We start from the raw sequence: 24,232 nt of genomic DNA, 5'->3' as shown, positions 1-24,232 counted from the left end.
GGAAGATGGGGGACATGACATCGACCACGCCGTCCACCGCCCGTTCCGTCGACTTCTGGTTTGACCCGCTGTGCCCGTTCGCGTGGGTGACCAGCCGCTGGATCCTCGAGGTGGAGAAGGTCCGCCACATCGAGCTGACCTGGAACGTCATGAGCCTGTCGGTCCTCAACGACGGCCGCGACCTGCCCGAGGAGTACCTCGAGCTGATGGAGCGTGGCTGGGGGCCGGTCCGCGTGGCGATCGCCGCCGCCCGGCGTCACGGCCAGGAGGCCCTGGGTCCGCTGTACACCGAGCTCTGGACCCGCATCCACGACCAGGGGCGGGGGATCGAGGACCCGACCGTGATCGCCGAGGCGCTCGAGGCGGCGGGCCTGGACGCCGACCTCGCCGCCGCCGCGGGGACGGACGAGTACGACGACGAGCTGCGCGCCTCCCACCACCGCGGCATGGACCCGGTGGGCGACGAGGTGGGGACCCCGGTGATCCACGTCGACGGCGCCGCGTTCTTCGGGCCCGTCCTCACCCGCATCCCGCGGGGCGAGGACGCGGGGAGGGTGTTCGACGGCGCCGCCCTGCTGGCCGGGTACCCGTACTTCTTCGAGCTCAAGCGGTCCCGCACCGAGTCCCCCCGGTTCGACTGACGCTGCCCTTCCGGCTTGCGCTGCCCTTCCGGCTTACGCTGCGTGTCGGGTCCTCTCCGGCAGCGTAGGTCGGCCGATTCCGGGCGGTCGGCCAGCGCAAGTCAGGGGGGCTCGGGAGGCGGCGCATCCGGGGCGGGGTGATCCGCGGGTCCACCCGCACCGGGTTCGACGACCGCGCGTGGCAGAATCGCCGCCATGCGCATCTACCTGGGGGCGGACCACGCCGGCTTCGAGACCAAGAACGTCATTGCCGAGCACCTCAAGGCCGCGGGCCACGAGGTCGTGGACTGTGGCGCCCACACCTACGACGCGGAGGACGACTACCCGGCCTTCTGCATCGACGCCGCGGCCAAGACCGTCGCGGACCCCGGCAGCCTGGGCATCGTGTTGGGCGGCTCGGGGAACGGCGAGCAGATCGCCGCGAACAAGGTGCCCGGCGCCCGCTGCGCGCTGGCGTGGAGCCCCGAGACCGCGCGGCTGGCCCGCGAGCACAACAACGCCCAGCTGATCGGCATCGGCGGGCGCATGCACTCGCAGGAGGAGGCGCTGGCGATCGTCGACGCGTTCCTCGACCAGGCGTGGTCCGAGGCCGAGCGCCACCAGCGGCGCATCGACATCCTCGCCGAGTACGAGCGCACCCGTCAGGCCCCGCCCGTCCCCGGCGCCTGACGGGAGCCACAGTGCCCGTGCCCGAGTCCGTCCGTGCCTGAGGGGCACACCCTCCACCGACTGGCCCGCCTGCACACCGGGTACTTCGCGGGCGGGCCCGTCCGCGTGTCCAGCCCGCAGGGGCGGTTCGCCGACCACGTCCTGGTCGACGGTCGCCACTTCGAGCGGGCCACCGCGACCGGCAAGCACCTGTTCCACCACTACGAGGGTGGCCTGGCCGTCCACGTGCACCTCGGCCTCTACGGCTTCTTCGACTCCCACCTCGTGCCCGAGGGGCAGAACCCGCCCGACCCCGTGGGGCAGGTGCGCATGCGGGTCGGATCGGCGACCGGGAACGGCCCGGCGCACAACGTGGATCTCCGGGGCCCGACCCGGTGCGAGGTGCTCGGGGAGGAGGCGGTGGCCGAGGTCCGCGACCGCCTGGGGCCCGACCCGCTTGACCCGGCGGCCGACCCCGGGCGGGCCTGGGAGCGGATCCGGCGCAGCTCCCGCCCGATCGGTGCCCTGCTCATGGACCAGAAGGTGCTGGCGGGGGTGGGCAACGTCTACCGCGCCGAGGCGCTGTTCCGGGGCGGCCTCGAGCCGTTCCGGCCAGGCGCGACGATGCGGGAGGGGGAGTTCCGTGGGCTCTGGGACGACCTCGTGGCGCTGATGGCGGTGGGGGCGGAGACGGGCGGGATCGTCACGATCAGGCCGGAACACGACCACGGCGACGTCCCGCGGCGGGGCGCCGACCGGCCACGGAACTACGTCTACCAGCGCGACGGGTGGCCGTGCCGGGTGTGCGGTGACGACATCCGCCTGCAGACGATGGAGGCGCGGACCCTGTTCTGGTGTCCGACGTGTCAGTCGGGGTGACGGGGGTCCCGCGGTCCGGGGCGCGGCCGGGGACCCGGGGAGGATGGAGCGGGTGACGGGAATCGAACCCGCGTAGCCTGCTTGGAAGGCAGGGGCTTTACCATTAAGCTACACCCGCATCAGCGGCGTGACCTGGGAGTTCTTCCCCGTCCCGCTCGCGCTTCGACAAGACTACCGGACCGTCGCGGCGCCCCCAACTCCCGGGGCGAGAACGCGGAATCTGTCCTGATCCGGCCCTGTCGTACACTGGGCGAGTTGGTTTGGCGGCCCGGCAGGTTTCCCGCGCACGGCGCGGGATGGTCGGCCGCGCGACTCACCGGGATGTGGCGCAGCTTGGTAGCGCATCCGCTTTGGGAGCGGAGGGTCGCAGGTTCGAATCCTGTCATCCCGACCAGCGGAGCCCGAACACACACGAACCCCACACGACTTCCCTAGGAGATCATCACCGTGAAGAGCACTGTCGAGCAGCTGAACCCGACCCGGGTCAAGGTCACGGTGGAGGTGCCGTTCGCCGAGCTCGAGGCGGACTTCGCCAAGGCGTACAAGTCGCTCGCCGGCCAGGTCAACATCTCCGGATTCCGGCCCGGCAAGGCCCCGGCCAAGCTCCTCGAGGCGCGGATCGGTCGCCCGGCCGTGCTCGAGCAGGTCGTCAACGACATGATCCCGACCCGGTACAGCCAGGCCGTCGACGAGCACGACCTCAAGGTCCTCGCGCAGCCCGACATCGAGGTCACCAGGCTCGAGGACGGCGACGTGGTGGAGTTCACCGCCGAGGTGGACGTGCGTCCCGAGATCACCCTGCCGACCTACTCCGACCTGTCGGTCACCGTCGAGGCCCCCGCCACCGACGACGCCGCCGTCGACGCGGAGCTCGACAACCTCCGCGCCCGGTTCGGCACCCTCAAGGGCGTCGAGCGCGGTGCCAAGGAGGGCGACTTCCTCTCCGTGGACCTGGCCGCCACCGTCGACGGTGAGCCCGTCGACGAGGCCTCGACGGAGGGCCTGTCCTACGAGCTCGGATCGGGCACGCTCGTCGACGGACTCGACGCCGCCGTCGACGGCCTCAAGGCCGGCGAGTCCAAGGAGTTCCCCTCCGCCCTCGTCGCGGGAGACCACGCGGGCAAGGAGGCGATCATCACCGTGACCGTCCAGTCCGTGAAGGAGCGCGAGCTCCCCGAGGCCGACGACGACTTCGCCCAGATGGCGAGCGAGTTCGACACCCTGGACGAGCTCAAGGCGGACCTCGCGGAGAAGGTCGCGCAGCAGGCCAGGGCCGGCCTCGCGGGCGAGATCCGGGACAAGGTCCTGGACGCGCTCATCGACGCGACCGACATCCCGACCCCGGAGTCCGTGGTCGAGTCCGAGGCGCACGCCCAGATGCACCAGCTGATCGACCAGTTCGGCGGGGATCCGTCGATCCTCGACCAGGCGCTCGCCGCCGAGGGCACCGACCGCGAGACCTTCGAGGCCGAGACCCGCGAGGGTGCCGCCCGCGCCATCCGCAGCCAGCTCCTGCTGGACGCCGTGGCCGAGGAGGCCTCGACCGAGGTCTCCCAGGAGGAGCTCACCCAGCACATCATGTTCCAGGCTCAGCGCTACGGCATGGACCCGAACCAGTTCGTCCAGCAGATCCAGCAGGCCGGCCAGCTCGGTTCGCTGTTCTCCGACGTCCGCCGTTCCAAGGCCCTGGCCGACGTGATCTCCCAGGTGACGGTCCAGGACACCGACGGCAACACCGTCGACACCACCGAGTTCTTCGGCTCGCGCGAGGACCGGAACGCCGACTCCGCCGAGGCCGGGACCGAGGACGACAGCACTGACGAGCAGGACGCCGACGCCTGATCGTCGCGACCTGATCCGACTGTTCCACCGGGGGGCCGGGGACCGCTGCACGCGGTCCCCGGCCCCCCGGCGTCGTGGCCATCCGGGGCCGGTGGTCGCCCGCGGGCGTGGCCCCGCCGACGCTGAGAGCGAACACCCGCCCCGTCGGGACGGTTCCGTCGTGGGCGTTGGTTACTGTTTGACGTAACGGATACCCGGCCGCCGGACGGTCGGGCACCGCGCGAGCGGTGAGACGATGAGCGAAGGTAGGTTCCCCGTGGCCCAGAACGGTTCAGTGGCTCAGTTCGGTTCCATGCAGCCCGGTTCGATGCAGCCCAGTTCGACGCAGCCCGCTCTCAGCTCGCCCGGGTCCCACGGGCTGACCCTGGGCGACTCGGTCTACGAGCGCCTGCTGCAGGAGCGGATCATCTTCCTGGGCTCCCAGGTGGACGACGACATCTCCAACCGGCTCTGCGCGCAGATCCTCCTGCTCGCGGCGGAGGACCCCACTCGCGACATCGCGATGTACATCAACTCGCCCGGCGGCTCGGTGACGGCCGGCATGGCGATCTACGACACGATGCAGTTCGTCGAGTGCGACGTGGCCACCTACGGCATGGGCCTGGCGGCCTCGATGGGCCAGTTCCTGCTCACCGCCGGCACCAAGGGCAAGCGCTACGCCCTGCCGCACGCCAAGATCATGATGCACCAGCCGTCGGCCGGTGTCGGTGGGTCCGCCGCGGACATCGCCATCCAGGCCGAGCAGTACGCCGCCACCAAGCGGGAGATGGCCGAGCTCATCGCCCAGCACACCGGCCAGACCTTCGAGCAGGTCACCGAGGACTCGGACCGCGACCGGTGGTTCACCGCGGAGGCGGCAAAGGAGTACGGCTTCGTCGACCACGTGATCGCGCGCGCCGCCCAGAGCGGCGGAACCTCGCCGTCGTGACCGTCGAACCCGTCGCCCACGGGAGCGCTCCCGTAGCCCACCCAGCCCCGAACACCACCACGGAGTCACCGATGACCTCACTGCCGTCCTCGCGCTACATCCTCCCGTCCTTCGTCGAGCACTCGAGCTACGGCGTCAAGGAGTCCAACCCGTACAACAAGCTCTTCGAGGAGCGGATCATCTTCCTGGGCACCCAGGTCGACGACGCCTCGGCGAACGACATCATGGCCCAGCTTCTCGTGCTCGAGGGCCAGGACCCCGACCGCGACATCACCATGTACATCAACTCGCCGGGCGGATCGTTCACCTCGCTCATGGCGATCTACGACACCATGCAGTACGTCCGCCCCGACGTGTCGACCGTGTGCCTGGGCCAGGCCGCCTCGGCCGCCGCGATCCTGCTCGCCGCCGGCACCAAGGGCAAGCGGGCCGCGCTGCCCAACGCCCGCATCCTCATCCATCAGCCGTCCACCGGGGGCTTCCAGGGCCAGGTCTCCGACCTGGAGATCCAGGCCGCCGAGATCGAGCGCATGCGCCGACTCATGGAGTCCACCCTGGCGCAGCACTCCGGGCGCACCGCCGATCAGGTCCGCGAGGACACCGATCGCGACAAGATCCTCACCGCCGCGGAGGCCAAGGACTACGGGATCATCGACACCGTGTTCGACTACCGTAAGCTGTCGACCTCCAACTGACGAGCGGGCGGCGCGCCGCTGCGGGTTGCGGCGCGCCGTCGGGTCCAATGAACTGATCGCGCGGGGATCGGACTTTCCGGTCCCTCCCGCGTACCGTCGACTATGGGGTGGTACTCCGGTCCCCTGGAATGCGAGGACGTAGAACTCATGGCACGTGTGGGTGAGAGCGGCGACCTGTTGAAGTGTTCCTTCTGTGGGAAGAGCCAGAAGCAGGTCAAGAAGCTGATCGCCGGTCCCGGGGTCTACATCTGTGACGAGTGCATCGAGCTGTGCAACGAGATCATCGAGTCCGAGGTCGACGACTCCTCGGACTCGGCGCTCGAGGAACTCCCCAAGCCGTCGGAGATCCACGCCTTCCTCGACCAGTACGTGGTGGGTCAGGACGACGCCAAGCGGACGCTGGCCGTCGCGGTCTACAACCACTACAAGCGCATCCGGGTGGGCGCCTCGATCGGCCGGGGTGACGGCGTCGAGCTGGCCAAGTCCAACATCCTCATGCTGGGCCCGACCGGCTGCGGGAAGACCTACCTCGCCCAGACCCTGGCCAAGATGCTCAACGTGCCGTTCGCCATCGCGGACGCCACCGCGCTGACCGAGGCCGGGTACGTGGGCGAGGACGTGGAGAACATCCTCCTCAAGCTCATCCAGGCCGCGGACTACGACACCAAGCGCGCCGAGATGGGCATCATCTACATCGACGAGGTCGACAAGATCGCCCGCAAGTCCGAGAACCCCTCGATCACCCGCGACGTCTCCGGGGAGGGCGTGCAGCAGGCGCTGCTGAAGATCCTCGAGGGAACCCAGGCATCCGTGCCCCCGCAGGGCGGCCGGAAGCACCCGCACCAGGAGTTCATCCAGATAGACACGTCCAACGTGCTGTTCATCGTCGCCGGGGCCTTCCAGGGTCTGGAGAAGATCGTGGGCGACCGCGTCGGCCGGAAGGGCATGGGCTTCGGGTCCGAGGTGGCCAGCAAGAGCGATCTCCACTCGACCGAGAACTTCTCGGAGGTCATGCCGGAGGACCTGGTCAAGTTCGGGCTGATCCCGGAGTTCATCGGCCGTCTCCCCGTGGTGGCCTCGGTGACGAGCCTGGACCGCGAGGCGCTGGTGAACATCCTCAGCGAGCCCAAGAACGCGCTGGTCAAGCAGTATTCCCGGCTCTTCGAGATGGACGGGGTGGAGTTGGAGTTCACCGATGACGCCCTGGAGGCCGTGGCGGACCAGGCCATCCTGCGCGGCACCGGGGCCCGCGGGCTCCGCGCCATCATGGAGGAGGTCCTCCTCCCGGTGATGTACGACATCCCCGGTCGCGACGACGTCGCCCGCGTGGTGATCGCCGGCGAGACGGTGCGGGACAACGTCCTGCCGACCATCGTCTCGTTCTCCGAGGAGGAGCCGCGGGAGAAGTCGGCCTGAGCCCGGCCCCGCGGGGCGCGGTCAGTCGGCGCCGGCGGTGCGTTCCACGTACAGGGCGAGCTCGGTCCGGCCCCGCAGGCCGAGCCTGGCGTAGATCCGGGTGAGGTGGTACTGCACCGTCTTGACGCTGAGGAACAGCGCCTCGGCGGTCTGCGCGTTGGTCCGGCCCGCGGCCACCAGGTCCGCCACCGCCCGCTCCTGAGGGGTCAGGCCCACCGGTCCGACCGTGCGGGCCACGTCCACCCCGCCCGCGCGGCGTTCGCGGTCGCACCGGTCGACGTACACGGTCGCCCCGAGCTGTTCGTACAGGTCGCGGGCAGCACCCAGTGCGAGGTGGGCCTCTCGTCGTCGTCCCGATCGCCGGAGGGCCTGGCCTCTGGCCAGGTGGACGCGCGCGGAATGGAACGGCATCCCCAGGCCCTCGAGGTGGTCGAGCGAGTCGCGGAACAGCCTCTCCGCGCCCTCCACGTCTCCACGGGCGTTGAGGATACGGGCGCGCACGGCCCCGAGCCGGGCGAGGGTGGATCGGTGGCCGATCTCGCGGGCCCGGCGCTCGACCGGCGTGATGAGCTCCTCCGCCCCCGCGGTTCGTCCGTCCAGGACCAGGGCGTGGGCGTACAACTCGTGCCACGGCCAGAATCCGGGCTGGTCCACGTCCAGCCGGGTGGCCAGGGCGAGGATCGGTTCGGCCGCGCGCCGGGCGCCGGAGTGCTCCCCGTTGGCGGCGGCCACCTGCATCCGGGCCATGGCCGAGGGCAGGATCTGGACGGGGTACGCGTCGGGCCTGGTGGTGAGGTGCCGGGTGTGGGTGGCGGCCCCGAGTCGATCACCGCGCATCGCGCGGATGACGGCGCCCGTCCAGTGGACGACCGGGGCCAGCAGGTCCAGCTCGAGCTCGTCGATCCTGCGGGCCGCGGTGTCCACCACGCGCAGCGCGTCGTCCCATTCCCCCCGGAGCAGCAGGGTGCGGGCCAGCCAGGCCTGCGACCACAGGGAGATGCGGGCGGACCCGGTGACCTCGGTCGTGGGGATCGCGGCCTCGAGGCGGACGCGCGCGGTCTCGAGATCGTCCCCGGCCAGGGCGATCCACCCGGCCGCCATCTCGAACCGCTGGGCCACCGGATCGGCGGGGTCCACGGGCGGCGGGGGCGGGCCCGGCGCGCCCGGTGCCGAGATGGCCGATCCCAGCATGGCGACGGCGCGGGCCTCGGCGGCGGCGGGGGAGGTGGACCCGGTCCCGGCCGCGTCGACGACCTCGGAGGTCCAGCGGGCGATCTCGTCGGGTCGCCAACCGCACAACGCGTGGACGACCATCTTCCGGGCCAGGTCCACCCGGTCGTCCGGGCGGGTGGGGGTCGTGCGGGCGGCCAGGCCCAGCAGCGTGTCCGCCTCCGTGGCGTGCCCCCTGTGCAGCGCCAGGAGCGCGAGCACGGAGTCCCGGTGGGGGTCGGGACGGACCCGGTCGAGGCCCCGGGTGAGGGCGCCGGCCTCCGAGATCCGACCCGCGCCGATCAACGCGTCGATGCCGGAGGTCGTCCACTCGAGTCGCCGGTCGGGGTCGTCCGTGAGGCGCGCGGCGGTGAGCAGCGCGTCCCCCGCCGCGCCCCACCGGCCCGCGCGCACGTGGTCGTCCGCGCGGCGGCGGTACTCCGTCGCCAGCCCGGGATCCGGGCCCGTCGCGAGCGCGGCGCGGTGGGCCAGCGCGGCGTCCGGGTCGCGGTCCCGGGCGAGTCCGGCGGCGGCGGTGTGGAGCGCCACCAGCCGTGCCGGGGGCACCGCCGCCTGCACGGCCGCGCGCAGGAGCGGGTTGGTGAACTCGACGGTCGCGTGGCCCGGGGCGAGGGTCAGCGCGACCAGTCCGAGGCGGTGCCCCGCGTCGAGGGCCGCGAGCACCGCGTCGTCCGATGCCCCGGGCAGCAGCGCGGACAGCTCCGTGAGGGGCGCCGGCGGGATCTGGACGGAGGCGGCCTCCAGGACCTCCCGGTGGGCGGGGGCCAGGTCGCGGAGCCGGGCGTCGACGTCGGCGCGGAGGGTCGGAGGGAGTCGGGGAGCGCCGTGAGGGGCGGACCACCAGTCCGGCCCCACGTGATCGGTGATCGCCGTGACGGTGGCGGTGTCGCCGCCGGTGAGGTCGAGCAGGCGCCGGACCGACCCCTCCGAGGGCTCGATCCCGGTCCGCGCGGTGACCAGCTCGCGGAGCGAGACGGTGTCGAGCCGATCCAGGCGGAGGGTCACCGCGGCGACGCGGGCGACCAGGTCGGCGGAGGGGCCGGGATCCGACGACGACGAGGTCAGCACGAGCAGAACGGAATCGGCCGATTCGACGGCGTCGACCATGCCCCGGAGCGAGTCGGGGTCGGCGTGGTCGGCGTCGTCGAGCGCCACGACCGTCCCCGGGCCCGCCACGCGGAGCGCGGAGCGCAGCGCCACGGCGACGGTGGTCTCCGATGAGGCGAGGAGCGGGTGTCGGGTGGGGCCGCTGGGGAATCGGGTGAGCGCCCGGTCGGCCGTCGACCACGGTCGTCGGTGGTCCCAGGGCAGCGCCCGGACCGCCGCGACCGTGACGCCGCGAAGCGAAGAGAGGAACGTGTCGAGGGTGTGTGTCTTCCCGCCCCCGGTCGGGGCGGTCACCAGGACGACCCGGGACCCGCGGTCCGTCACCAGTCGATGGGTGTCGAGCAGTCCGTCGAGGGATCCGCGGAGTTCGCCGCGACGCTGGGGGCTCATCGGTCCAGCGTAGGGCGCGGCGCGCGGGTGGGCCAGGGTTAACCCTAGTCATGCCCCAGGGTGGTTGGTTCGGCATGCGAACGGCACGTCGGGTGGCGGCCGGTGACCTGCACCGACCCGGACCCGGGGTTCGCGATGCGCACAATTGTGTCACTACATCCGTAAAGTGAGTGATTGACGACACAGCATCCCGGGGTGCACGGTGGTGGTCATCGGCTGGCGGACCCACTCCGCCGGGACCACGGTCCCCCGGCCCGATCCAGTCCCCACTCACCCAGGGAGCGTCATGTCCACCACCGCAGTCCCCACCGCCTCCGGCTCAGGCAACGCCGCCACCGACAAGTTCAAGGGCAACCGGGTCACCTCCGACACCTCGCCCGAGCGCGCCGCCGCGATCTACAAGGACGTGCTGACCAAGCTCTCCGAGGTCATCTACCAGCACGAGGTGACCTACGACGAGTACCGCGTCCTCAAGCAGTGGCTCATCGACGTGGGCGAGGGCGGCGAGTGGCCGCTGTGGCTCGACGTGTTCCTCGAGCACTTCATCGAGGACTCCAACAGTCGGATCTTCGACGGCACCAAGGGCTCCATCGAGGGCCCGTACTACGTTCCCGGCGCCCCGAATCTCGGCGCCAGGGGCACCATGCCGATGCGTGAGGACGAGAAGGGCACCCACCTGGTGTTCAAGGGCCAGGTCCGTGACCTGGACGGTGCCGGCATCGAGGGCGCGACCGTCGAGCTCTGGCACGCCGACTCCGACGGCTACTACTCGCAGTTCGACGACGGCCTGGGCATCCCGGAGTGGAACCTGCGCGGCACCTTCTCCACCGACGCCGAGGGCGGCTTCGAGATCACCACGATCCAGCCCGCGCCGTACCAGATCCCGCACGACGGGCCGACCGGCGAGTTCATCGCCAGCTACGACGGCCACCCGTGGCGTCCCGCCCACCTCCACCTCAAGGTGACGGCACCGGGCAAGCGACTCATCACCACCCAGCTCTACTTCCAGGGCGGCCAGTGGGTCGAGGACGACGTGGCCGGGGCGGTCAAGCCCGAGCTTCTCCTGGACCCCAAGCCGGGCGCCGACGGGGTCGACGAGGTGGTCTACGACTTCGTGCTCGACCCGGTGTCCGCGCCGCGCTACGTCGCCTGACCGGCACGTTCTCCGGAATCGCCGCCGCCCGCCCCGGCCGCCACGAGCGGCCGGGGCGTCCGTGCTCCCCACCTAGACGAGGACCGACCATGACCGACATGACCATCCGCTCCGTCGAGACCCGCATCCTCGACGTCCCGCTCATCCGTCCCCACAAGTTCGCGACCACCACCGCGACCGCGCAGTCGATCCTGCTCGTGTCGGTGACCACCGCCGACGGGGTGGTCGGCCACGGGGAGGGCGTCACCCCGGGAGGGCCCTGGTGGGGCGGCGAATCGGCGGAGACTATGCAGGTGCTCGTCGAGAAGTACCTCGCTCCGGTGGCTGTGGGTCGCCGCGTGGACCAGATCCCCGCGGTCCTCGAGGCCATGGAGGGGGTGGTGGCCCGGGGCCGCTTCGCCAAGGCAGCGCTCGAGATCGCGATGTTCGATGCGTGGGCGCGCACCCTGGACGTGCCGGTGCGGTCCCTTCTCGGGGGCGCGGTCCGCGACTCCATCGAGTGCACGTGGGCCCTGGGGGCCATGCCGCTCGAGGAGATGGTCGAGGAGATCGACGAGCTCCTCGCCACCGACCGGCACCGCACCTTCAAGCTCAAGATGGGCGCGCTGGATCCGGCCGAGGACGTCGCCCGCATCGCCGCGCTCGCCGGGCGGCTCGACGGGCGCGCCGGGCTGCGGGTGGACATCAACGCCCGCTGGGACCGGTTCACCGCCACCACCCACCTGCCGGCGCTGGTGGACGCGGGGATCGAGCTCATCGAGCAGCCGACCCCCACGGAACAGATCGAGGTCCTGGCCGAGCTCAACCGCACCCTGCCCGTGCACATCATGGCGGACGAGTCGGTGCAGTCCCCGCACGACGCCCTCGAGGTGGTCCGTCGGGACGCCGCCGGCGTGATCGCGGTGAAGACCACCAAGCTCGGGGGGCTGACCCGCAGCAAGGAGGTCGTGGCGATCGCGCGCACGGCCGGGGTGGCGTGCCACGCCGCGACCTCGCTGGAGGGCCCCATCGGGACGATGGCCTCGCTGCACCTGGCGTGCGCGGAGCCGGGGTTCAACTACGGCTCCGAGCTGTTCGGTCCGCTCCTGCTGGCCGAGACCTACGTGACCACCCCGATCAGGTACGAGGCCGGCCGCGTCCACCTCCCGGAGGGGCCGGGCCTGGGCGTGGAGATCGACCACGACGCCGTGGAGAAGTTCACCCGCCGCTGACAGCGGCACCCCGACCCACAAGGAGAGTCAGACGATGGCACTGTTCCACGTCCGCATGGACGTCCACCTCCCGCACGACCTGGACCCGCAGGTACGGGCCGAGACCCTGGCCCGCGAGAAGGCCTACAGCCAGGAGCTGCAGCGCTCCGGAAAGTGGCGTGAGCTCTGGCGCATCGTGGGCCAGTACTCCAACATCAGCATCTTCGACGTCGAGTCGGCCGACGAGCTTCACGAGCTGCTCTCCGGCCTTCCGCTGTTCCCGTTCATGGACATCGAGGTGATGGCGCTGACCCGCCACCCCTCGCGCATCGACTGATCCCCGGTCGAGGTGCGTGGGACGCTGTTCCCCTGGGCGAGCGCACCCGATCGGCGGCGCCCACCACAGCGGCGGGCACAGCCGCAGCGCGACCCCGGGACTTGCGCTGGCTCTTCGGCCTGTGCGGCCTGTTTGCACGGGATTCCCGGGGTGGCGCTGGGCGACCGGACCAGTGGGCCAGCGTAAGCCGGAGACGCAGCGCATCCCGGCGGCAGCGTACGGCGGAGACGCAGCGTAAGCCGGAGACGCAGCGCATCCAGGGGGCAGCGGCGGCCCGACCGCCCCCCGGCACGCGGCCGAGGTGGGTCAGACGCGCTCGAACACCGCGGCCAGGCCCTGCCCACCGCCGATGCACATGGTCTCCAGGCCCCACTGGGCGTCGCGGCGCACCAGCTCGTGCGAGAGGGTGGCGAGGATGCGGGCACCGGTCGCGCCCACGGGGTGGCCGAGCGAGATGCCGGACCCGTGCGGGTTGAGACGCTCGGAGGCGGGATCGATGTCCCACTCGCGCATGACCGACAGCGCCTGCGCGGCAAAGGCCTCGTTCAGCTCGATCACGTCCATGTCCGCCAGCGTCATCCCGAGCCGGCCGAGCGCCTTGGCGGTGGCGGGGACCGGGCCGATGCCCATGGTCTCGGGGGCCACGCCCGCGACGGCCCACGAGGCCAGGCGCACGAGCGGCGTCAACCCGAGGGAGGCCGCCTTGTCCGTCGTGGTGACGATGCACATCGCCGCGCCGTCGTTCTGCCCCGACGCGTTGCCGGCGGTGACGGTCGCCTCGGGGTCGGTGCGACCCATGATCGCGCGCAGCCCGGACAGGGCCTCGACCGTCGTGTCGGCGCGGGGATGCTCGTCGGTGTCGACGACGACGTGGTCGCCCCTGCGCTGCGGGACGGTGACGGGGACGATCTCCTCGGCGAACACCCCGGACTGCTGGGCGGCGACCGCGCGCTGATGGGACTGCGCGGCGAGCCGGTCCTGCTCCTCGCGGGTGATGCCGTACTCGCGGCGGAGGTTCTCGGCGGTCTCGATCATCCCGCCGTCGATGACGTGGGAGCGGCCGCCGACCGTGGTGCGGGCGCGGCCGAGGCGGTCGACGAGCGAGATCCCGTCGCCCTTGATGCCCCAGCGGGGCGAGGGGGTGGCGTAGAACTCCACCTGACTCATCGACTCGACGCCGCCGGCCACGACGAGGTCGACGCCGCCGGAGGCCACCTGCAACGCGCCGGTGATGACGGCCTGGAGGCCGGAACCGCAGCGCCGGTCGAGCTGCATCCCGGGCACGTCGATCCCGAGCGGGGAGTCGAGGGCGGCGATCCGGCCGATGGCCGGGCCCTCGCCGCCGGGCGATCCCTGGCCCAGGATCACGTCGTCGACGTCCGCTCCGGTCAGGCCGGTGCGCTCGACGAGCGCCGTGAGCAGGGACGTGGCCAGGGTGTTGGCGTCGAGCTCGCGGAACACGCCGCCGAAGCGGCCGACCGGGGTGCGGAGGGGCTGGCAGATGACGGTGTCGCGCATGAGGTCTCCTCGTTGGGCTTGGGTGTCGTCGGGCTGGGTGTCGTCGGGCTGGGTGTCGTCGGGCTGGGTGTCGATGGGCTGGGGTGTCGCGGTGGGGTGGCGTGGGGTCAGCGGTTGACGGTGGCCAGGTCGGCGGACAACGCCCGGGCGGCGTCCACGACCACCGGGACGAGTTCGTCCCGGAGTTGTTCGACCGAGTACCGGGCGGCGTGGGTCGAGACGTTGAGGGCGGCCACGACCCGGCCGTCACGGTCGCGGACCGGGGCGGCGAGGGAGCGGAGCCCGGGCTCGAGCTCCTGGTCGACCAGCGCCCACCCCCGCTCGGCGATCGCGGCCAGTTCGGAGCGGAGCGCCGCCTCGTCGGCGAGGCCGTGGGGGGTCAGCACCCGGAGGTCGGTTCCGGAGAGGGAGGAGTCGAGGTCCTCCGGGGGCAGCGCGGCGAGCAGGACCCTGCCCATCGAGGTGGCGAAGGCGGGGAAGCGGGTGCCGATGGTGATCCCGATGTTCATGATCCGGCGCACCTGCACCCGGCCGACGTAGACGATGTCGCTACCGTCCAGGACGGCCACGGACGACGACTCGTCCAGCCGGGCGCTCAGCCGCTCGAGGTGCGGCTGCGCCAGGTCGGACAGCGGCATGGCGGAGAGGTAGCTGTACCCCAGGTCGAGCACCCGCGGGGTGAGCCAGAACGCGGATCCGGCGGTGTCGACGTAACCGAGCTCGACCAGCGTGTGGAGGAATCGCCGGGCGGTGGCGCGGGTGAGGCCGGTGGTGCGGGCGACGTCGCTGAGGGTCTGCCGGGGGTGGTCCGCGTCGAAGGCGGTGATGACGGCCAGGCCTCGGGCGAGCGACTGGACGAAGTCCGGGGAGGCCGACCGTTCCGGTGCCGCGGTCACGCCGGATCCGCGGCGGCGGCCGAGGTCAGGTGCGCGCGGAGGACCTCGCTGACACGAGCGGGCAGCTCCACGGTGGGCACGTGCGCGGCGGGGGACAGGATCACGAACTCGGCGCCGGGGACGCCGTCGGCGATCTCGCGGAGCACCTCCGGCGGGGTGGAGGGGTCCTCGTCGCCGGCCACCACGAGGGTGGGGCAGGAGATGCGTCCGAGGTCGGGGCGGCCGTCCCAGCCGGACAGCGCGTCGCAGGCGGCGGCGTAGCCCTCCGCGCTGGTGGCCAGGACCATGTCGCGGAGCCGGGACACCAGGGCGGGGTCGGACCCGGCGCGGGCGGGGGTGAGCCACCGCGCCACCACCGCGTCGGCCACGGCCGCGGTGCCCCCCGAGCGGACCGCGGCCGCGCGCTCGGTCCACCCCGAGGGTTCCCCGAACTTCGCGGCCGTGCACAGCAGCGCCACCGACCGGACCCGGGAGGACTCGTGCACGGCGAGCCACTGCGCCACCGCGCCGCCGAGGGAGAGCCCCACCACGTGGAAGCGGTCCACTCCGAGGGCGTCGAGGAGGGCCAGGACGTCGCCGGCGAGGTCGGCGACGGTGCAGGGCCCCGCCACGACCTCGGAACCGCCGTGGCCGCGGTGGTCGACGGCGACCACGTCGTGGTCGCGGGAGAGGTCCCGGACCTGGGCGTCCCACATCGATCGGTCGGACCCCAGGGAGCCGAGGAGGACGACGACGGGGGTGTCGGCGGACTGAGGGCCGCTGACCTCGTAAGACAGGGTGGCGGGCATGGTCGGTCCTTTCCGTGGGGTCGAGGCCGGAACGGGTCGGATCCCGGTGACGTGGACCACGATACCCCCTTGATGTGCGTAAGGCGAACGCTTGTGCATCTAGCGAACGTCGCCTACCGTGTGTGACATGACCAACAAGATCTTCTCGTCGGCCGCAGCGGCGGTCGCGGACATCCCCGACGGCGCCTCCCTCGCCGTGGGGGGCTTCGGCCTGGTCGGCATCCCCGCCGTCCTGATCGACGCCCTCCTCGAGCAGGGAGCGACCGACCTCGAGACCGTGAGCAACAACTGCGGGACCGACGGCTTCGGGCTCGGCAAGCTCCTGGAGGCCCGCCGCATCACGCGGACCACGGCCTCCTACGTCGGGGCGAACAAGGAGTTCGCCCGGCAGTACCTGGGCGGTGAGCTCGAGGTGGAGCTCACCCCCCAGGGCACGCTCGCCGAGCGCATGCGGGCCGGCGGCGCCGGCATCCCCGCCTTCTACACCCCGGCCGGCGTGGGCACGATGGTCGCCGACGGCGGTCTGCCGCTGCGGTACGACGGTGACGGCGGGGTCGCCCTGGCCTCCGAGCCCAAGGAGGTGCGCGAGTTCGACGGCATCCCGTACGTGTTGGAGCGCTCGATCGTCACCGACTTCGCCCTCGTCCACGCCCACCGGGCGGACACCGCGGGGAACCTGCAGTTCTACGGGACCGCCCGCAACTTCAACCCGGACGTCGCCATGGCCGGACGCATCACGATCGTGCAGGCCGAGGAGATCGTGCCGGCCGGCGGGATCGATCCCGCGGACGTCCACCTGCCCGGGATCTTCGTCCACCGCCTCGTCGAGGTCGGGCGGCAGGAGACCGGCGTGGAGATCGAGAAGCTGAGCGCCAACGGGGAGGAGAGGTCATGAGCTGGACCCACGAGCAGATGGCGGCGCGGATCGCGTCCGACTTCGTCGACGGCCAGTACGTCAACCTGGGGATCGGGATGCCGACCCTGATCCCGGACTTCGTCCCGGAGGGCGTCGAGGTGACACTGCACTCGGAGAACGGCATCCTCGGCGTGGGTCCCTACCCCACGCGCGAGCAGCTCGACCCGGAGATGATCAACGCCGGCAAGGAGACCATCACCGCGGCTGCGGGGGCGGCGTTCTTCTCGTCGTCGGAGTCCTTCGCCATGATCCGCGGCGGCAACGTCGACGTGGCCGTGCTCGGGGCCATGCAGGTGTCGCAGGCCGGCGACCTGTCCAACTGGATGATCCCCGGCGCCATGGTCAAGGGGATGGGCGGCGCGATGGACCTGGTCCACGGCGCCGGCAGGGTGATCGTGATGATGGACCACGTCACCCGCAAGGGCGACCTCAAGCTCCTGGCGGAGAACACCCTGCCGTACACCGGGCGCCACTGCGTCCAGCGGGTGGTCACCGACCTCTGCGTCCTCGACATCACCCCGGAGGGCTTCCGCCTGGTGGAGCTCGCGCCGGGGGTCACCCTCGGGGAGGTCCGCGAGAAGACGGGCGCCGCGGTCCTCGACTGACGCGGTCCTCGACTGACGCGGTCCTCGACTGACGCTGTCCTCGACCGGCGCGGCCTCCCGACCCCGGCCCGCGACGGGTCCGGGGTCGGTTCCTCACTACTGTGGGGGCCGACCCCGTCGTCGTCTGTGGAAGGCCCTGCGCATGAGCACCACCCCGGTCACCGTCACCGTCACCGGCGCCGCCGGCAAGATCGCCTACTCGCTGCTGTTCAGGCTCGCCTCGGGCCTGGTCTTCGGCCCGGACACCCCGGTCCGACTGCGGCTTCTCGACATCCCGTCCGCCGTGGTCGCCGCCGAGGGCGTGGCCATGGAGATCGAGGACTGCGCGCTGCCCCTGGTCGCCGGGATCGACATCACCGACGACCCGGTCGCGGCGTTCGACGGCGCCAACGCGGCGTTCCTCGTCGGCGCGAAGCCTCGCGGCAAGGGCATGGAGCGGGCCGACCTGCTCACCGCCAACGGCGCGATCTTCCGCGACCAGGGGCGGGCGATCAACGAGCACGCCGCGGACGACGTCCGGGTGGTGGTGGTGGGCAACCCCGCCAACACCAACGCCTACATCGCGCACCGGCACGCGCCGGACGTCCCTGCCGGCCGCTTCACCGCCCTCATGCGGCTCGACCACAACCGCGCGCTCAGTCAGCTCGCGACGCGCCTCGGCGCCCCCGTGGCGGAGCTCGACGGTGTGGTGGTGTGGGGCAACCACTCCGCCACCCAGTTCCCCGACGTCTCCTACCTCACGCGCGCCGGTCGGCCCGTCACCGCGGGCCTCGACCACGAGTGGCTGGTCGACACCTTCATCCCGCGGGTCGCCGGCCGCGGCGCCGAGATCATCTCGGTGCGGGGGTCGTCGTCGGCGGCGTCCGCCGCCGGTGCCGCCGTCGACCAGATGCGTGACTGGGTGTTCGGCACCCCCGGCGACAGCTGGACCACGGTCGCGCTTCCGTCCGAGGGGCAGTACGGCACCGTTCCGGGCGTCGTCACCGGTCTGCCCTGCCGCAGTCGGGGCGGAGACTGGGAGGTGGTGGACGGGCTGGAACTGGACGAGTTCCAGCGGGCGCGGATCGACGCCTCGGTCGCGGAGTTGGTGGAGGAGCGCGACGCCGTCCGGGGTCTCGGGCTGATCGACTGACCCCCCGGGGTGGGCCCCCGACGGCGGTTCGGGGTCCGGAGGTCGACGGCCTAGGATGGTCGGGTGACGACTCCAGCTGCTCCCGGCCACGACACCGACCGTGCGGACTCCCTCCCCGCCTCATGGAATCCCGGTGAGGTCGAGGCCGAGCTGTATCGGCGCTGGGTGGACGCCGGGTACTTCGAGGCCGACCCCTCCAGCGACAAGCCCGCGTACTCGGTGGTGCTGCCGCCGCCCAACGTCACGGGCAGCCTGCACATGGGACACGCGCTCGACCACACGCTCATGGACGTCCTCACCCGCCGCAAGCGGATGCAGGGGTACGAGGTGCTCTGGCTGCCGGGGATGGACCACGCCGGCATCGCCACCCAGACCCTGGTGGACCGCAAGCTCGCCGCGGAGGGGATCGACCGGCACGAGATCGGCCGGGAGGCCTTCATCGAGAAGGTCTGGGAGTGGAAGCGCGAGTCGGGCGGCACCATCGGCGAGCAGATGCGGCGCCTCGGCGACGGGGTGGACTGGTCCCGCGAGCGATTCACCCTGGACGAGGGCCTGTCCCGGGCCGTTCAGACCATCTTCAAGGAGCTCTACGACCAGGGCCTGATCTACCGCGCCGAGCGGTTGGTCAACTGGTCGCCGACCCTGCAGACCGCGATCTCGGACATCGAGGTCAAGTACTCGGACGTCGAGGGCGAGCTGGTGAGCTTCCGCTACGGCTCCATGGACGACTCGGAGCCGCACCTGGTGGTGGCCACGACGCGGCTCGAGACGATGCTCGGCGACACCGCCATCGCGGTGCACCCCGAGGACGGGCGCTACGCCCACCTGGTGGGCGCCGAGATCCCGCACCCGTTCCGCGAGGGATGGACCATGCGCGTGGTGGCCGACGACTACGTGGACCCGGAGTTCGGCACCGGCGCCGTCAAGGTCACGCCCGCGCACGACCCCAACGACTTCGCGATCGGCCAGCGTCACGGGCTCGACATGCCCACGATCATGGACGCCACCGGCCACATCGCCGACACGGGCACCCGTTACGACGGGATGGACCGGTTCGAGGCGCGTCGGGCGGTCCGCGAGGACCTCGCCGCGCAGGGCCGGATCGTCAAGGAGGTGCGCCCGTACCTGCACTCGGTCGGCCACTCCGAGCGCTCGGGCGAGCCGATCGAGCCGCGGCTCTCGCTGCAGTGGTGGGTCAGGGTCGAGGAGCTGGCCCGGATGGCCGGCGACGCGGTGCGCGACGGTGACACCGTGATCCACCCGAAGAGCCAGGAGCCGCGCTGGTTCGACTGGGTCGACGACATGCACGACTGGTGCATCTCCCGCCAGCTGTGGTGGGGCCACCGCATCCCCATCTGGTACGGGCCGGACGGCGAGGTGGTCTGCGTGGGGGCGGACGAGCAGCCGCCCGCCGGGTACACCCAGGAGACCGACGTCCTGGACACGTGGTTCTCCTCCGGGCTGTGGCCGTTCTCCACCATGGGCTGGCCCGACCGGACCGCCGACATCGAGCGGTTCTACCCCACGTCCGTGCTCGTCACCGGCTACGACATCCTGTTCTTCTGGGTGGCCCGGATGATGATGTTCGGCACCTTCGTCGGCCGCACCCTCACCGGCGGGAACGCCGCCCCCGGCAAGGTCCCCTTCACCGACGTGTTCCTCCACGGCCTGGTCCGCGACGAGCACGGCCAGAAGATGTCCAAGTCCAAGGGCAACGGCATCGACCCGCTCGACTGGGTGGACCGCTTCGGCGCCGACGCGCTCCGGTTCACGCTCGCGCGCGGCGCCAACCCCGGCGGCGACCTGTCGGTCGGCGACGACGCCGCCCAGGCCTCCCGCAACTTCGCCACCAAGCTGTTCAACGCCACCCGCTTCGCGCTGATGAACGGCGCGACGGTGGGGGAGCTGCCCGAGCCGTCCGCGCTCACCGACGCCGACCGGTGGATCCTCCACCGGCTCGGCCAGGTCCGCGTGTCGGTCGACGACGCGCTGGAGAACTACGAGTTCTCCAAGGCTTGCGAGGCCCTGTACCACTTCGCCTGGGACGAGGTGTGTGACTGGTACCTCGAGCTGGCGAAGGTCCAGTTCGGTCACGACGACGAGTCCCGCGCCTCCGCGCGGGCCGAGCACACACGACTGGTGCTGGGTCACGTCCTCGACGTGGTGTTGCGGATGCTGCACCCGGTCATCCCCTTTGTCACGGAGGTGCTGTGGACGGCCCTGACCGGCCGGGAGTCCGTGGTGGTGGCCGACTGGCCCTCCGACGTGGTCCCGTCCGCCGACGCCGCCGAGCCCGTCCGCCGGGTGCGCGACGCCCAGACCCTCGTCACCGAGATCCGGCGTTTCCGCTCGGATCAGGGTCTCAAGCCCGGCCAGCGGGTCCCCGCCCGCATCACCGGGGTCGACGCCGCGGATCTGCCCGCCGACCTGCTCGACCAGGTCGCCTCGCTCGCTAGGCTCACCCCCGCCGGCGACGGGTTCACCGCCACCGCCTCGCTCGAGGTCCGTCTGGGGCTGTCCACGGTGGGGGTCGAGATCGACACCTCCGGGACGATCGACCTCGCCGCCGAGCGACGGCGGCTGGAGAAGGACCTCGCGGCCGCCCGCAAGGAGCTCGAGACCACCGGGGCCAAGCTGGGCAACGAGGCGTTCCTGGGCAAGGCCCCCGATCACGTGGTGGACAAGATCCGCGGACGCCGCGACCTGGCGGAGGCCGAGGTCGCCAGGATCGCCGCCCGCCTCGAGGCGTTGCCCGCCGCGGGGGACCCGGCATGACCGGCCGTCAGTGGCTCCCGCCGCACGACCCGGCGGAGGGGTGGGACACCCCGACGGAGGAGGACGTCGCCGAGATGCTCGGCGAGGAGGGCCTCGTGGCCGGGGTGTCGCTGGGCGGACCGCTCCCCGGGGACGAGGACGGCGACGATCATCAGCCGCCGCGCCCGATCCCCGAGATCGGAAGCCCCGAGTGGCAGGCCGACACCGCCGAGCTCGCCGCGGTCGAGGAGGAGCTGGCCACCCGCTGGCCGGAGTCCAGGCTCGAACCGAGCCTCGACCGCATCGCCGAACTCGCGTCCATCCTCGGCGACCCCCAGCACACCTATCCCGTGGTCCACGTCGCCGGGACCAACGGCAAGACCTCCGTCACCCGGATGATCGACGCGCTGCTGCGGGCGCTGCACCAGCGCACCGGTCGCAACACCAGCCCCCACCTGCAGAGTGTGACCGAGCGGATCGCGCTCGACGGCGAGCCGGTGACGGCGCGGCTGTTCGTGGACACCTACCGCGAGCTGCAGCCCTACCTCGAGCTGGTGGACCAGCGGTCGGAATCCGGCGGTGGGCCCCGCATGAGCTACTTCGAGGTGCTGACCGCGATGGCGTTCGCGGCGTTCGCCGACGCGCCGGTGGACGTGGCCGTCGTGGAGACCGGGATGGGCGGGACCTGGGACGCGACCAACGTGGTGCGGCCGGCCGTCGCCGTCGTCACCCCCGTCGGCCTGGACCACACCGACTACCTCGGAGAGGACCTGGCGGCGATCGCGGGGGAGAAGGCGGGGATCATCCAACCCGGAACCGAGGACGAGCTGCTGCCCCGCGACCCGATCGCCGTGATCGGCCGTCAGGAACCCGAGGCGATGGAGGTCCTCCTGCGCCGGGCCGTCGAGGTGGGTGCGGTGGTGGCCCGCCTGGGATCGGAGTTCGACGTGGTGGACCGGCGGCTCGCGGTGGGCGGGCAGTTGCTGACCCTCCGCGGCCTGGGGGGCGAGCACCCGGAGGGCTTCCTGCCGCTGGTCGGTGAGCACCACGCGGAGAACGCGGCGACCGCGCCCGCCGCGGTCGAGGCGTTCTTCGGGGCAGGGCCGGAGCGGTCGCTGGATCCCGAGCTCATCCGCGCCGGCTTCGCCGCCGTCGACAGTCCCGGCCGACTCGAACGCCTGAGCTCGAGCCCGACCGTGCTGGTGGACGCCGCGCACAACGGGCACGGTGGCCGGGCTCTGGCCGCGGCGATCACCTCGGAGTTCGACTTCAAGCGGCTCGTGGCCGTGGTCGCGATGCTCGACGGCAAGGACGCCGACGCCTTCCTCGCCGCACTGGAGCCGGTGGTGGAGGAGGTCGTGGTCACCCGCGCCGCGTCGCCGCGGGCGATGGACCTCGACGAGCTCACCCGCATCGCCGAGGAGCGGTTCACCGCCCAGCGGGTCCACGTGGTGGACTCGCTCCCCGAGGCGCTGAGTGCCGCGCTCGACCTGGTGGGGGTCCCCGATCCCACCGCCGACGACGACGTGTCCGGCGTCGGAGTCCTCGTCACGGGCTCCGTGGTGACCGCCGGTGCCGCCCGGGACCTGTTCGGAAAGGACGCGCAGTGACCGACCCGACCCCCGTCAGAAGCCCGCTGGACAGCGCGCACGAACCCTCCGTGGACCTGTGGAAGGGCCTGCGCGGGATCATGGCCGGCACGCTCGTGCTCGAGGCGATCGTGATCGGCCTGGTGCTCACGGTGATCGCGCGGGTCGACGACGGAGCCCATTTCCAGGCCTGGAAGGTGTGGTTCGTCAGCCTGCTCGCCGTGGCGATGGTCGTGGCCAGCGGTCTGCAGCGGCGCCCGTGGGCGATCCCGCTGAATCTCACCCTCGCGGGCCTGGCCGTGGCGGGCTGGGCGGTGCACTGGTCGATGGGTGTGTGCGGTCTCCTCTTTGCCGCGGTGTGGGGATACATCTTGTACCTGCGACGGGATCTGAGGCAGCGGATGGCCGGGGGCTACCTGCCCAGCCAGCACGACTAGCTCCGGTCGGGGGCTTGTAGCATTACCGCCGTGACCGAGAGAACCTTCTTCCTCATCAAGCCCGACGGCGTCCAGCGCGGACTCACCGGGACCATCCTGGCGCGAATCGAGGCGAAGGGCCTCAGGCTCGTCGCCATGGACATGCGCCACGTGCCGCAGGAGACCGCGGCCGAGCACTACGCGGAGCACTCCGAGCGCCCGTTCTACGGCGACCTCCTCGAGTTCATTACCTCCGGTCCGGTCGTGGCCGGCGTCGTCGAGGGGCCCCGCGCGATCGCCGCGTGGCGCCAGCTCGCCGGTGGCACCGACCCGGTCGAGAAGGCCGCCCCGGGCTCGATCCGCGGCGACTTCGGCCTTGAGACCCAGTTCAACCTCGTCCACGGCTCGGACTCCGAGGAGTCCGCGGCGCGCGAGATCGCGCTCTGGTTCCCCGCCCTCTGATCTGGTCCAACCCCGCAGACACCGCGCTCAGCACGCCCGTCGGTCCCCGGACCGGCGGGCGTGTTCTGCGTCCTCCGTCGGCCGCGCGGCGACGGATCGCCCGCGGGTGTGGGACAATGGCCGGAGCCCTCCTTCCGGGCGAACGGACCATCGGTTCGCCCCGGGATGGGCGCCCGCCACCCGCGGCCCGGATCACAACCGGTATCGCGGACACAAGACATAGCCCCACCCCGAGGTGGGGCCCAGAGAGAAATGCCGACCCCGTGCGGCGGCGTGGGTCACCGGAATCCCCGGTGACGTGATCGCGCCCGGAGTCCGGCCAGAGGAGACACGTGTCGGATTCGAACCTGACCATCGACGATCTCAATGCGCTTCCCGAGAAGATGCGCGCGCACGCGGCGGCCAAGGCCGTGGGCATGACCAGCAAGGAGTTCCTGGCCGCCATGGCCGGAATCGGCGTGGAGGTCAAGAGCGCCCAGTCCGCGGTGACGCGCGAGGTGCTGCTCACCTGGTTCGCCGGCCGCGGAGACGGCGGGGCGACCGTCGTGGAGGAGCCCGCCGCGGAGGAGCCCGTCGAGAAGGCGCCGGCGAAGAAGGCCCCCGCCAAGAAGACCACGCAGAAGAAGGCCCCCGCGAAGAAGGCCACCGCCGAGAAGAAGGCCCCCGCGGAGAAGACCGCCGCCGAGAAGAAGGCCCCCGC

At 71.8% G+C, this 24,232-nt stretch carries 21 protein-coding genes, 2 tRNA genes and 1 pseudogene; 19 read left to right on the top strand and 5 right to left on the bottom strand.

Annotation, left to right across the window (positions count from 1 at the left end; all coding sequences use genetic code 11):
• Positions 1 to 14: 14 nt before the first annotated feature.
• The 3 genes from Q0444_RS08910 to Q0444_RS08900 all read left to right on the top strand — a co-directional run bounded on the left by Q0444_RS08910 (position 15) and on the right by Q0444_RS08900 (position 2,168).
• Positions 15 to 641, top strand: a complete 627-nt coding sequence (locus Q0444_RS08910) for a DsbA family protein (protein WP_299023024.1) — start codon at positions 15 to 17, stop codon at positions 639 to 641.
• Between the two features lie 195 nt (positions 642 to 836).
• Positions 837 to 1,310 (top strand): ribose-5-phosphate isomerase, encoded by a 474-nt coding sequence (locus Q0444_RS08905; protein WP_291080763.1) that lies wholly within the window; start codon positions 837 to 839, stop codon positions 1,308 to 1,310.
• 33 nt (positions 1,311 to 1,343) lie between these two features.
• A complete protein-coding gene (locus tag Q0444_RS08900; protein ID WP_291080765.1) occupies positions 1,344 to 2,168 on the top strand; it encodes an Fpg/Nei family DNA glycosylase in 825 nt (274 codons plus the stop codon).
• Between the two features lie 44 nt (positions 2,169 to 2,212).
• Here Q0444_RS08900 and Q0444_RS08895 read toward each other — a convergent pair.
• Positions 2,213 to 2,286, bottom strand: a tRNA-Gly gene (locus Q0444_RS08895).
• A gap of 199 nt (positions 2,287 to 2,485) precedes the next feature.
• Here Q0444_RS08895 and Q0444_RS08890 point away from each other — a divergent pair.
• From Q0444_RS08890 to clpX, 5 genes are all read left to right on the top strand, one after another.
• A tRNA-Pro gene (locus tag Q0444_RS08890) sits at positions 2,486 to 2,562 on the top strand.
• A gap of 53 nt (positions 2,563 to 2,615) precedes the next feature.
• A complete protein-coding gene (tig, locus tag Q0444_RS08885; RefSeq protein WP_291080767.1) occupies positions 2,616 to 4,010 on the top strand; it encodes a trigger factor in 1,395 nt (464 codons plus the stop codon).
• Between the two features lie 307 nt (positions 4,011 to 4,317).
• Entirely contained in the window at positions 4,318 to 4,938 is a 621-nt protein-coding gene (locus Q0444_RS08880; protein ID WP_291080792.1) for an ATP-dependent Clp protease proteolytic subunit, read from the top strand.
• A gap of 71 nt (positions 4,939 to 5,009) precedes the next feature.
• A complete protein-coding gene (locus Q0444_RS08875; protein ID WP_291080769.1) occupies positions 5,010 to 5,633 on the top strand; it encodes an ATP-dependent Clp protease proteolytic subunit in 624 nt (207 codons plus the stop codon).
• 147 nt (positions 5,634 to 5,780) lie between these two features.
• Positions 5,781 to 7,049: an ATP-dependent Clp protease ATP-binding subunit ClpX gene (gene clpX, locus Q0444_RS08870; protein ID WP_291080771.1), complete on the top strand. Its 1,269-nt coding sequence runs from the start codon at positions 5,781 to 5,783 to the stop codon at positions 7,047 to 7,049.
• 21 nt (positions 7,050 to 7,070) lie between these two features.
• Here the strand turns inward: clpX and Q0444_RS08865 are convergent, their stop codons facing one another.
• Positions 7,071 to 9,776, bottom strand: coding sequence for a LuxR family transcriptional regulator (locus Q0444_RS08865; RefSeq protein WP_299023021.1), 2,706 nt, complete (start codon positions 9,774 to 9,776; stop codon positions 7,071 to 7,073).
• 286 nt (positions 9,777 to 10,062) lie between these two features.
• Here Q0444_RS08865 and catA point away from each other — a divergent pair, with 286 nt between their 5' ends.
• The 3 genes from catA to catC all read left to right on the top strand — a co-directional run bounded on the left by catA (position 10,063) and on the right by catC (position 12,456).
• Positions 10,063 to 10,929: a catechol 1,2-dioxygenase gene (gene catA / locus Q0444_RS08860; protein WP_291080777.1), complete on the top strand. Its 867-nt coding sequence runs from the start codon at positions 10,063 to 10,065 to the stop codon at positions 10,927 to 10,929.
• Between the two features lie 89 nt (positions 10,930 to 11,018).
• Positions 11,019 to 12,140 (top strand): muconate/chloromuconate family cycloisomerase, encoded by a 1,122-nt coding sequence (locus Q0444_RS08855; protein ID WP_291080779.1) that lies wholly within the window; start codon positions 11,019 to 11,021, stop codon positions 12,138 to 12,140.
• Positions 12,141 to 12,174: 34 nt separating this feature from the next.
• Complete coding sequence (catC, locus tag Q0444_RS08850; RefSeq protein WP_291080781.1) at positions 12,175 to 12,456, top strand: muconolactone Delta-isomerase; 282 nt, start codon at positions 12,175 to 12,177, stop codon at positions 12,454 to 12,456.
• Between the two features lie 306 nt (positions 12,457 to 12,762).
• On the opposite strand, the gene Q0444_RS08845 is transcribed toward catC, so the two are convergent.
• The 3 genes from Q0444_RS08845 to pcaD form a co-directional block, all read right to left on the bottom strand.
• Positions 12,763 to 13,974 carry an acetyl-CoA C-acetyltransferase gene (locus Q0444_RS08845; RefSeq protein WP_291080794.1) on the bottom strand — a complete coding sequence of 404 codons (1,212 nt, stop codon included), beginning with the start codon at positions 13,972 to 13,974 and terminating at the stop codon, positions 12,763 to 12,765.
• Between the two features lie 107 nt (positions 13,975 to 14,081).
• The gene (locus Q0444_RS08840; protein ID WP_291080783.1) at positions 14,082 to 14,870 is read right to left on the bottom strand and encodes an IclR family transcriptional regulator; all 789 of its coding nucleotides are present in this window, start codon (positions 14,868 to 14,870) and stop codon (positions 14,082 to 14,084) included.
• Positions 14,867 to 15,658, bottom strand: a complete 792-nt coding sequence (gene pcaD, locus Q0444_RS08835; RefSeq protein WP_291080785.1) for a 3-oxoadipate enol-lactonase — start codon at positions 15,656 to 15,658, stop codon at positions 14,867 to 14,869. Before pcaD ends, Q0444_RS08840 begins: the two co-directional genes overlap by 4 nt.
• Positions 15,659 to 15,785: 127 nt before the next feature.
• Between pcaD and Q0444_RS08830 the strand changes: the two genes are divergently transcribed.
• The 8 genes and pseudogenes from Q0444_RS08830 to Q0444_RS08795 form a co-directional block, all read left to right on the top strand.
• Positions 15,786 to 16,553: a CoA transferase subunit A gene (locus tag Q0444_RS08830; RefSeq protein ID WP_291080787.1), complete on the top strand. Its 768-nt coding sequence runs from the start codon at positions 15,786 to 15,788 to the stop codon at positions 16,551 to 16,553.
• Positions 16,550 to 17,179 carry a 3-oxoacid CoA-transferase subunit B gene (locus Q0444_RS08825; protein WP_291080789.1) on the top strand — a complete coding sequence of 210 codons (630 nt, stop codon included), beginning with the start codon at positions 16,550 to 16,552 and terminating at the stop codon, positions 17,177 to 17,179. Before Q0444_RS08830 ends, Q0444_RS08825 begins: the two co-directional genes overlap by 4 nt.
• A 142-nt stretch (positions 17,180 to 17,321) precedes the next feature.
• On the top strand, positions 17,322 to 18,311 hold the full coding sequence (locus tag Q0444_RS08820) for a malate dehydrogenase (protein ID WP_299023018.1): 990 nt from the start codon (positions 17,322 to 17,324) through the stop codon (positions 18,309 to 18,311).
• Positions 18,312 to 18,374: 63 nt separating this feature from the next.
• Positions 18,375 to 21,086 (top strand): valine--tRNA ligase, encoded by a 2,712-nt coding sequence (locus tag Q0444_RS08815; protein WP_291081472.1) that lies wholly within the window; start codon positions 18,375 to 18,377, stop codon positions 21,084 to 21,086.
• The gene (locus tag Q0444_RS08810; RefSeq protein ID WP_299023017.1) at positions 21,083 to 22,675 is read left to right on the top strand and encodes a folylpolyglutamate synthase/dihydrofolate synthase family protein; all 1,593 of its coding nucleotides are present in this window, start codon (positions 21,083 to 21,085) and stop codon (positions 22,673 to 22,675) included. The genes Q0444_RS08815 and Q0444_RS08810 overlap by 4 nt, the downstream gene beginning before the upstream one ends.
• A complete protein-coding gene (locus Q0444_RS08805; RefSeq protein WP_291081476.1) occupies positions 22,672 to 23,091 on the top strand; it encodes a DUF4233 domain-containing protein in 420 nt (139 codons plus the stop codon). The genes Q0444_RS08810 and Q0444_RS08805 overlap by 4 nt, the downstream gene beginning before the upstream one ends.
• 30 nt (positions 23,092 to 23,121) lie before the next feature.
• A complete protein-coding gene (gene ndk / locus Q0444_RS08800) occupies positions 23,122 to 23,532 on the top strand; it encodes a nucleoside-diphosphate kinase (protein WP_291081478.1) in 411 nt (136 codons plus the stop codon).
• Between the two features lie 332 nt (positions 23,533 to 23,864).
• Positions 23,865 to 24,232, top strand: a pseudogene (locus tag Q0444_RS08795) (ribonuclease E/G); the annotation flags it as partial.

The sequence above is a fragment of the uncultured Dietzia sp. genome (assembly GCF_937873725.1).
GTDB lineage: Bacteria > Actinomycetota > Actinomycetes > Mycobacteriales > Mycobacteriaceae > Dietzia.
This window is presented reverse-complemented; position numbering and strand designations above follow the sequence as displayed.

What these genes read in the sequence shown, in the direction of transcription:
- catA (WP_291080777.1), top strand. Translation starts at nt 10,063, where the DNA reads ATGTCCACCACCGCAGTCCCCACCGCCTCCGGCTCAGGCAACGCCGCC.
- Q0444_RS08820 (WP_299023018.1), top strand. Translation starts at nt 17,322, where the DNA reads ATGAGCACCACCCCGGTCACCGTCACCGTCACCGGCGCCGCCGGCAAG.
- Q0444_RS08825 (WP_291080789.1), top strand. Translation starts at nt 16,550, where the DNA reads ATGAGCTGGACCCACGAGCAGATGGCGGCGCGGATCGCGTCCGACTTC.
- Q0444_RS08905 (WP_291080763.1), top strand. Translation starts at nt 837, where the DNA reads ATGCGCATCTACCTGGGGGCGGACCACGCCGGCTTCGAGACCAAGAAC.
- Q0444_RS08810 (WP_299023017.1), top strand. Translation starts at nt 21,083, where the DNA reads ATGACCGGCCGTCAGTGGCTCCCGCCGCACGACCCGGCGGAGGGGTGG.
- catC (WP_291080781.1), top strand. Translation starts at nt 12,175, where the DNA reads ATGGCACTGTTCCACGTCCGCATGGACGTCCACCTCCCGCACGACCTG.
- Q0444_RS08830 (WP_291080787.1), top strand. Translation starts at nt 15,786, where the DNA reads ATGACCAACAAGATCTTCTCGTCGGCCGCAGCGGCGGTCGCGGACATC.
- Q0444_RS08875 (WP_291080769.1), top strand. Translation starts at nt 5,010, where the DNA reads ATGACCTCACTGCCGTCCTCGCGCTACATCCTCCCGTCCTTCGTCGAG.
- Q0444_RS08855 (WP_291080779.1), top strand. Translation starts at nt 11,019, where the DNA reads ATGACCGACATGACCATCCGCTCCGTCGAGACCCGCATCCTCGACGTC.
- clpX (WP_291080771.1), top strand. Translation starts at nt 5,781, where the DNA reads ATGGCACGTGTGGGTGAGAGCGGCGACCTGTTGAAGTGTTCCTTCTGT.
- Q0444_RS08865 (WP_299023021.1), bottom strand. Translation starts at nt 9,776, where the DNA reads ATGAGCCCCCAGCGTCGCGGCGAACTCCGCGGATCCCTCGACGGACTG.
- Q0444_RS08845 (WP_291080794.1), bottom strand. Translation starts at nt 13,974, where the DNA reads ATGCGCGACACCGTCATCTGCCAGCCCCTCCGCACCCCGGTCGGCCGC.
- Q0444_RS08910 (WP_299023024.1), top strand. Translation starts at nt 15, where the DNA reads ATGACATCGACCACGCCGTCCACCGCCCGTTCCGTCGACTTCTGGTTT.
- pcaD (WP_291080785.1), bottom strand. Translation starts at nt 15,658, where the DNA reads ATGCCCGCCACCCTGTCTTACGAGGTCAGCGGCCCTCAGTCCGCCGAC.
- Q0444_RS08880 (WP_291080792.1), top strand. Translation starts at nt 4,318, where the DNA reads ATGCAGCCCAGTTCGACGCAGCCCGCTCTCAGCTCGCCCGGGTCCCAC.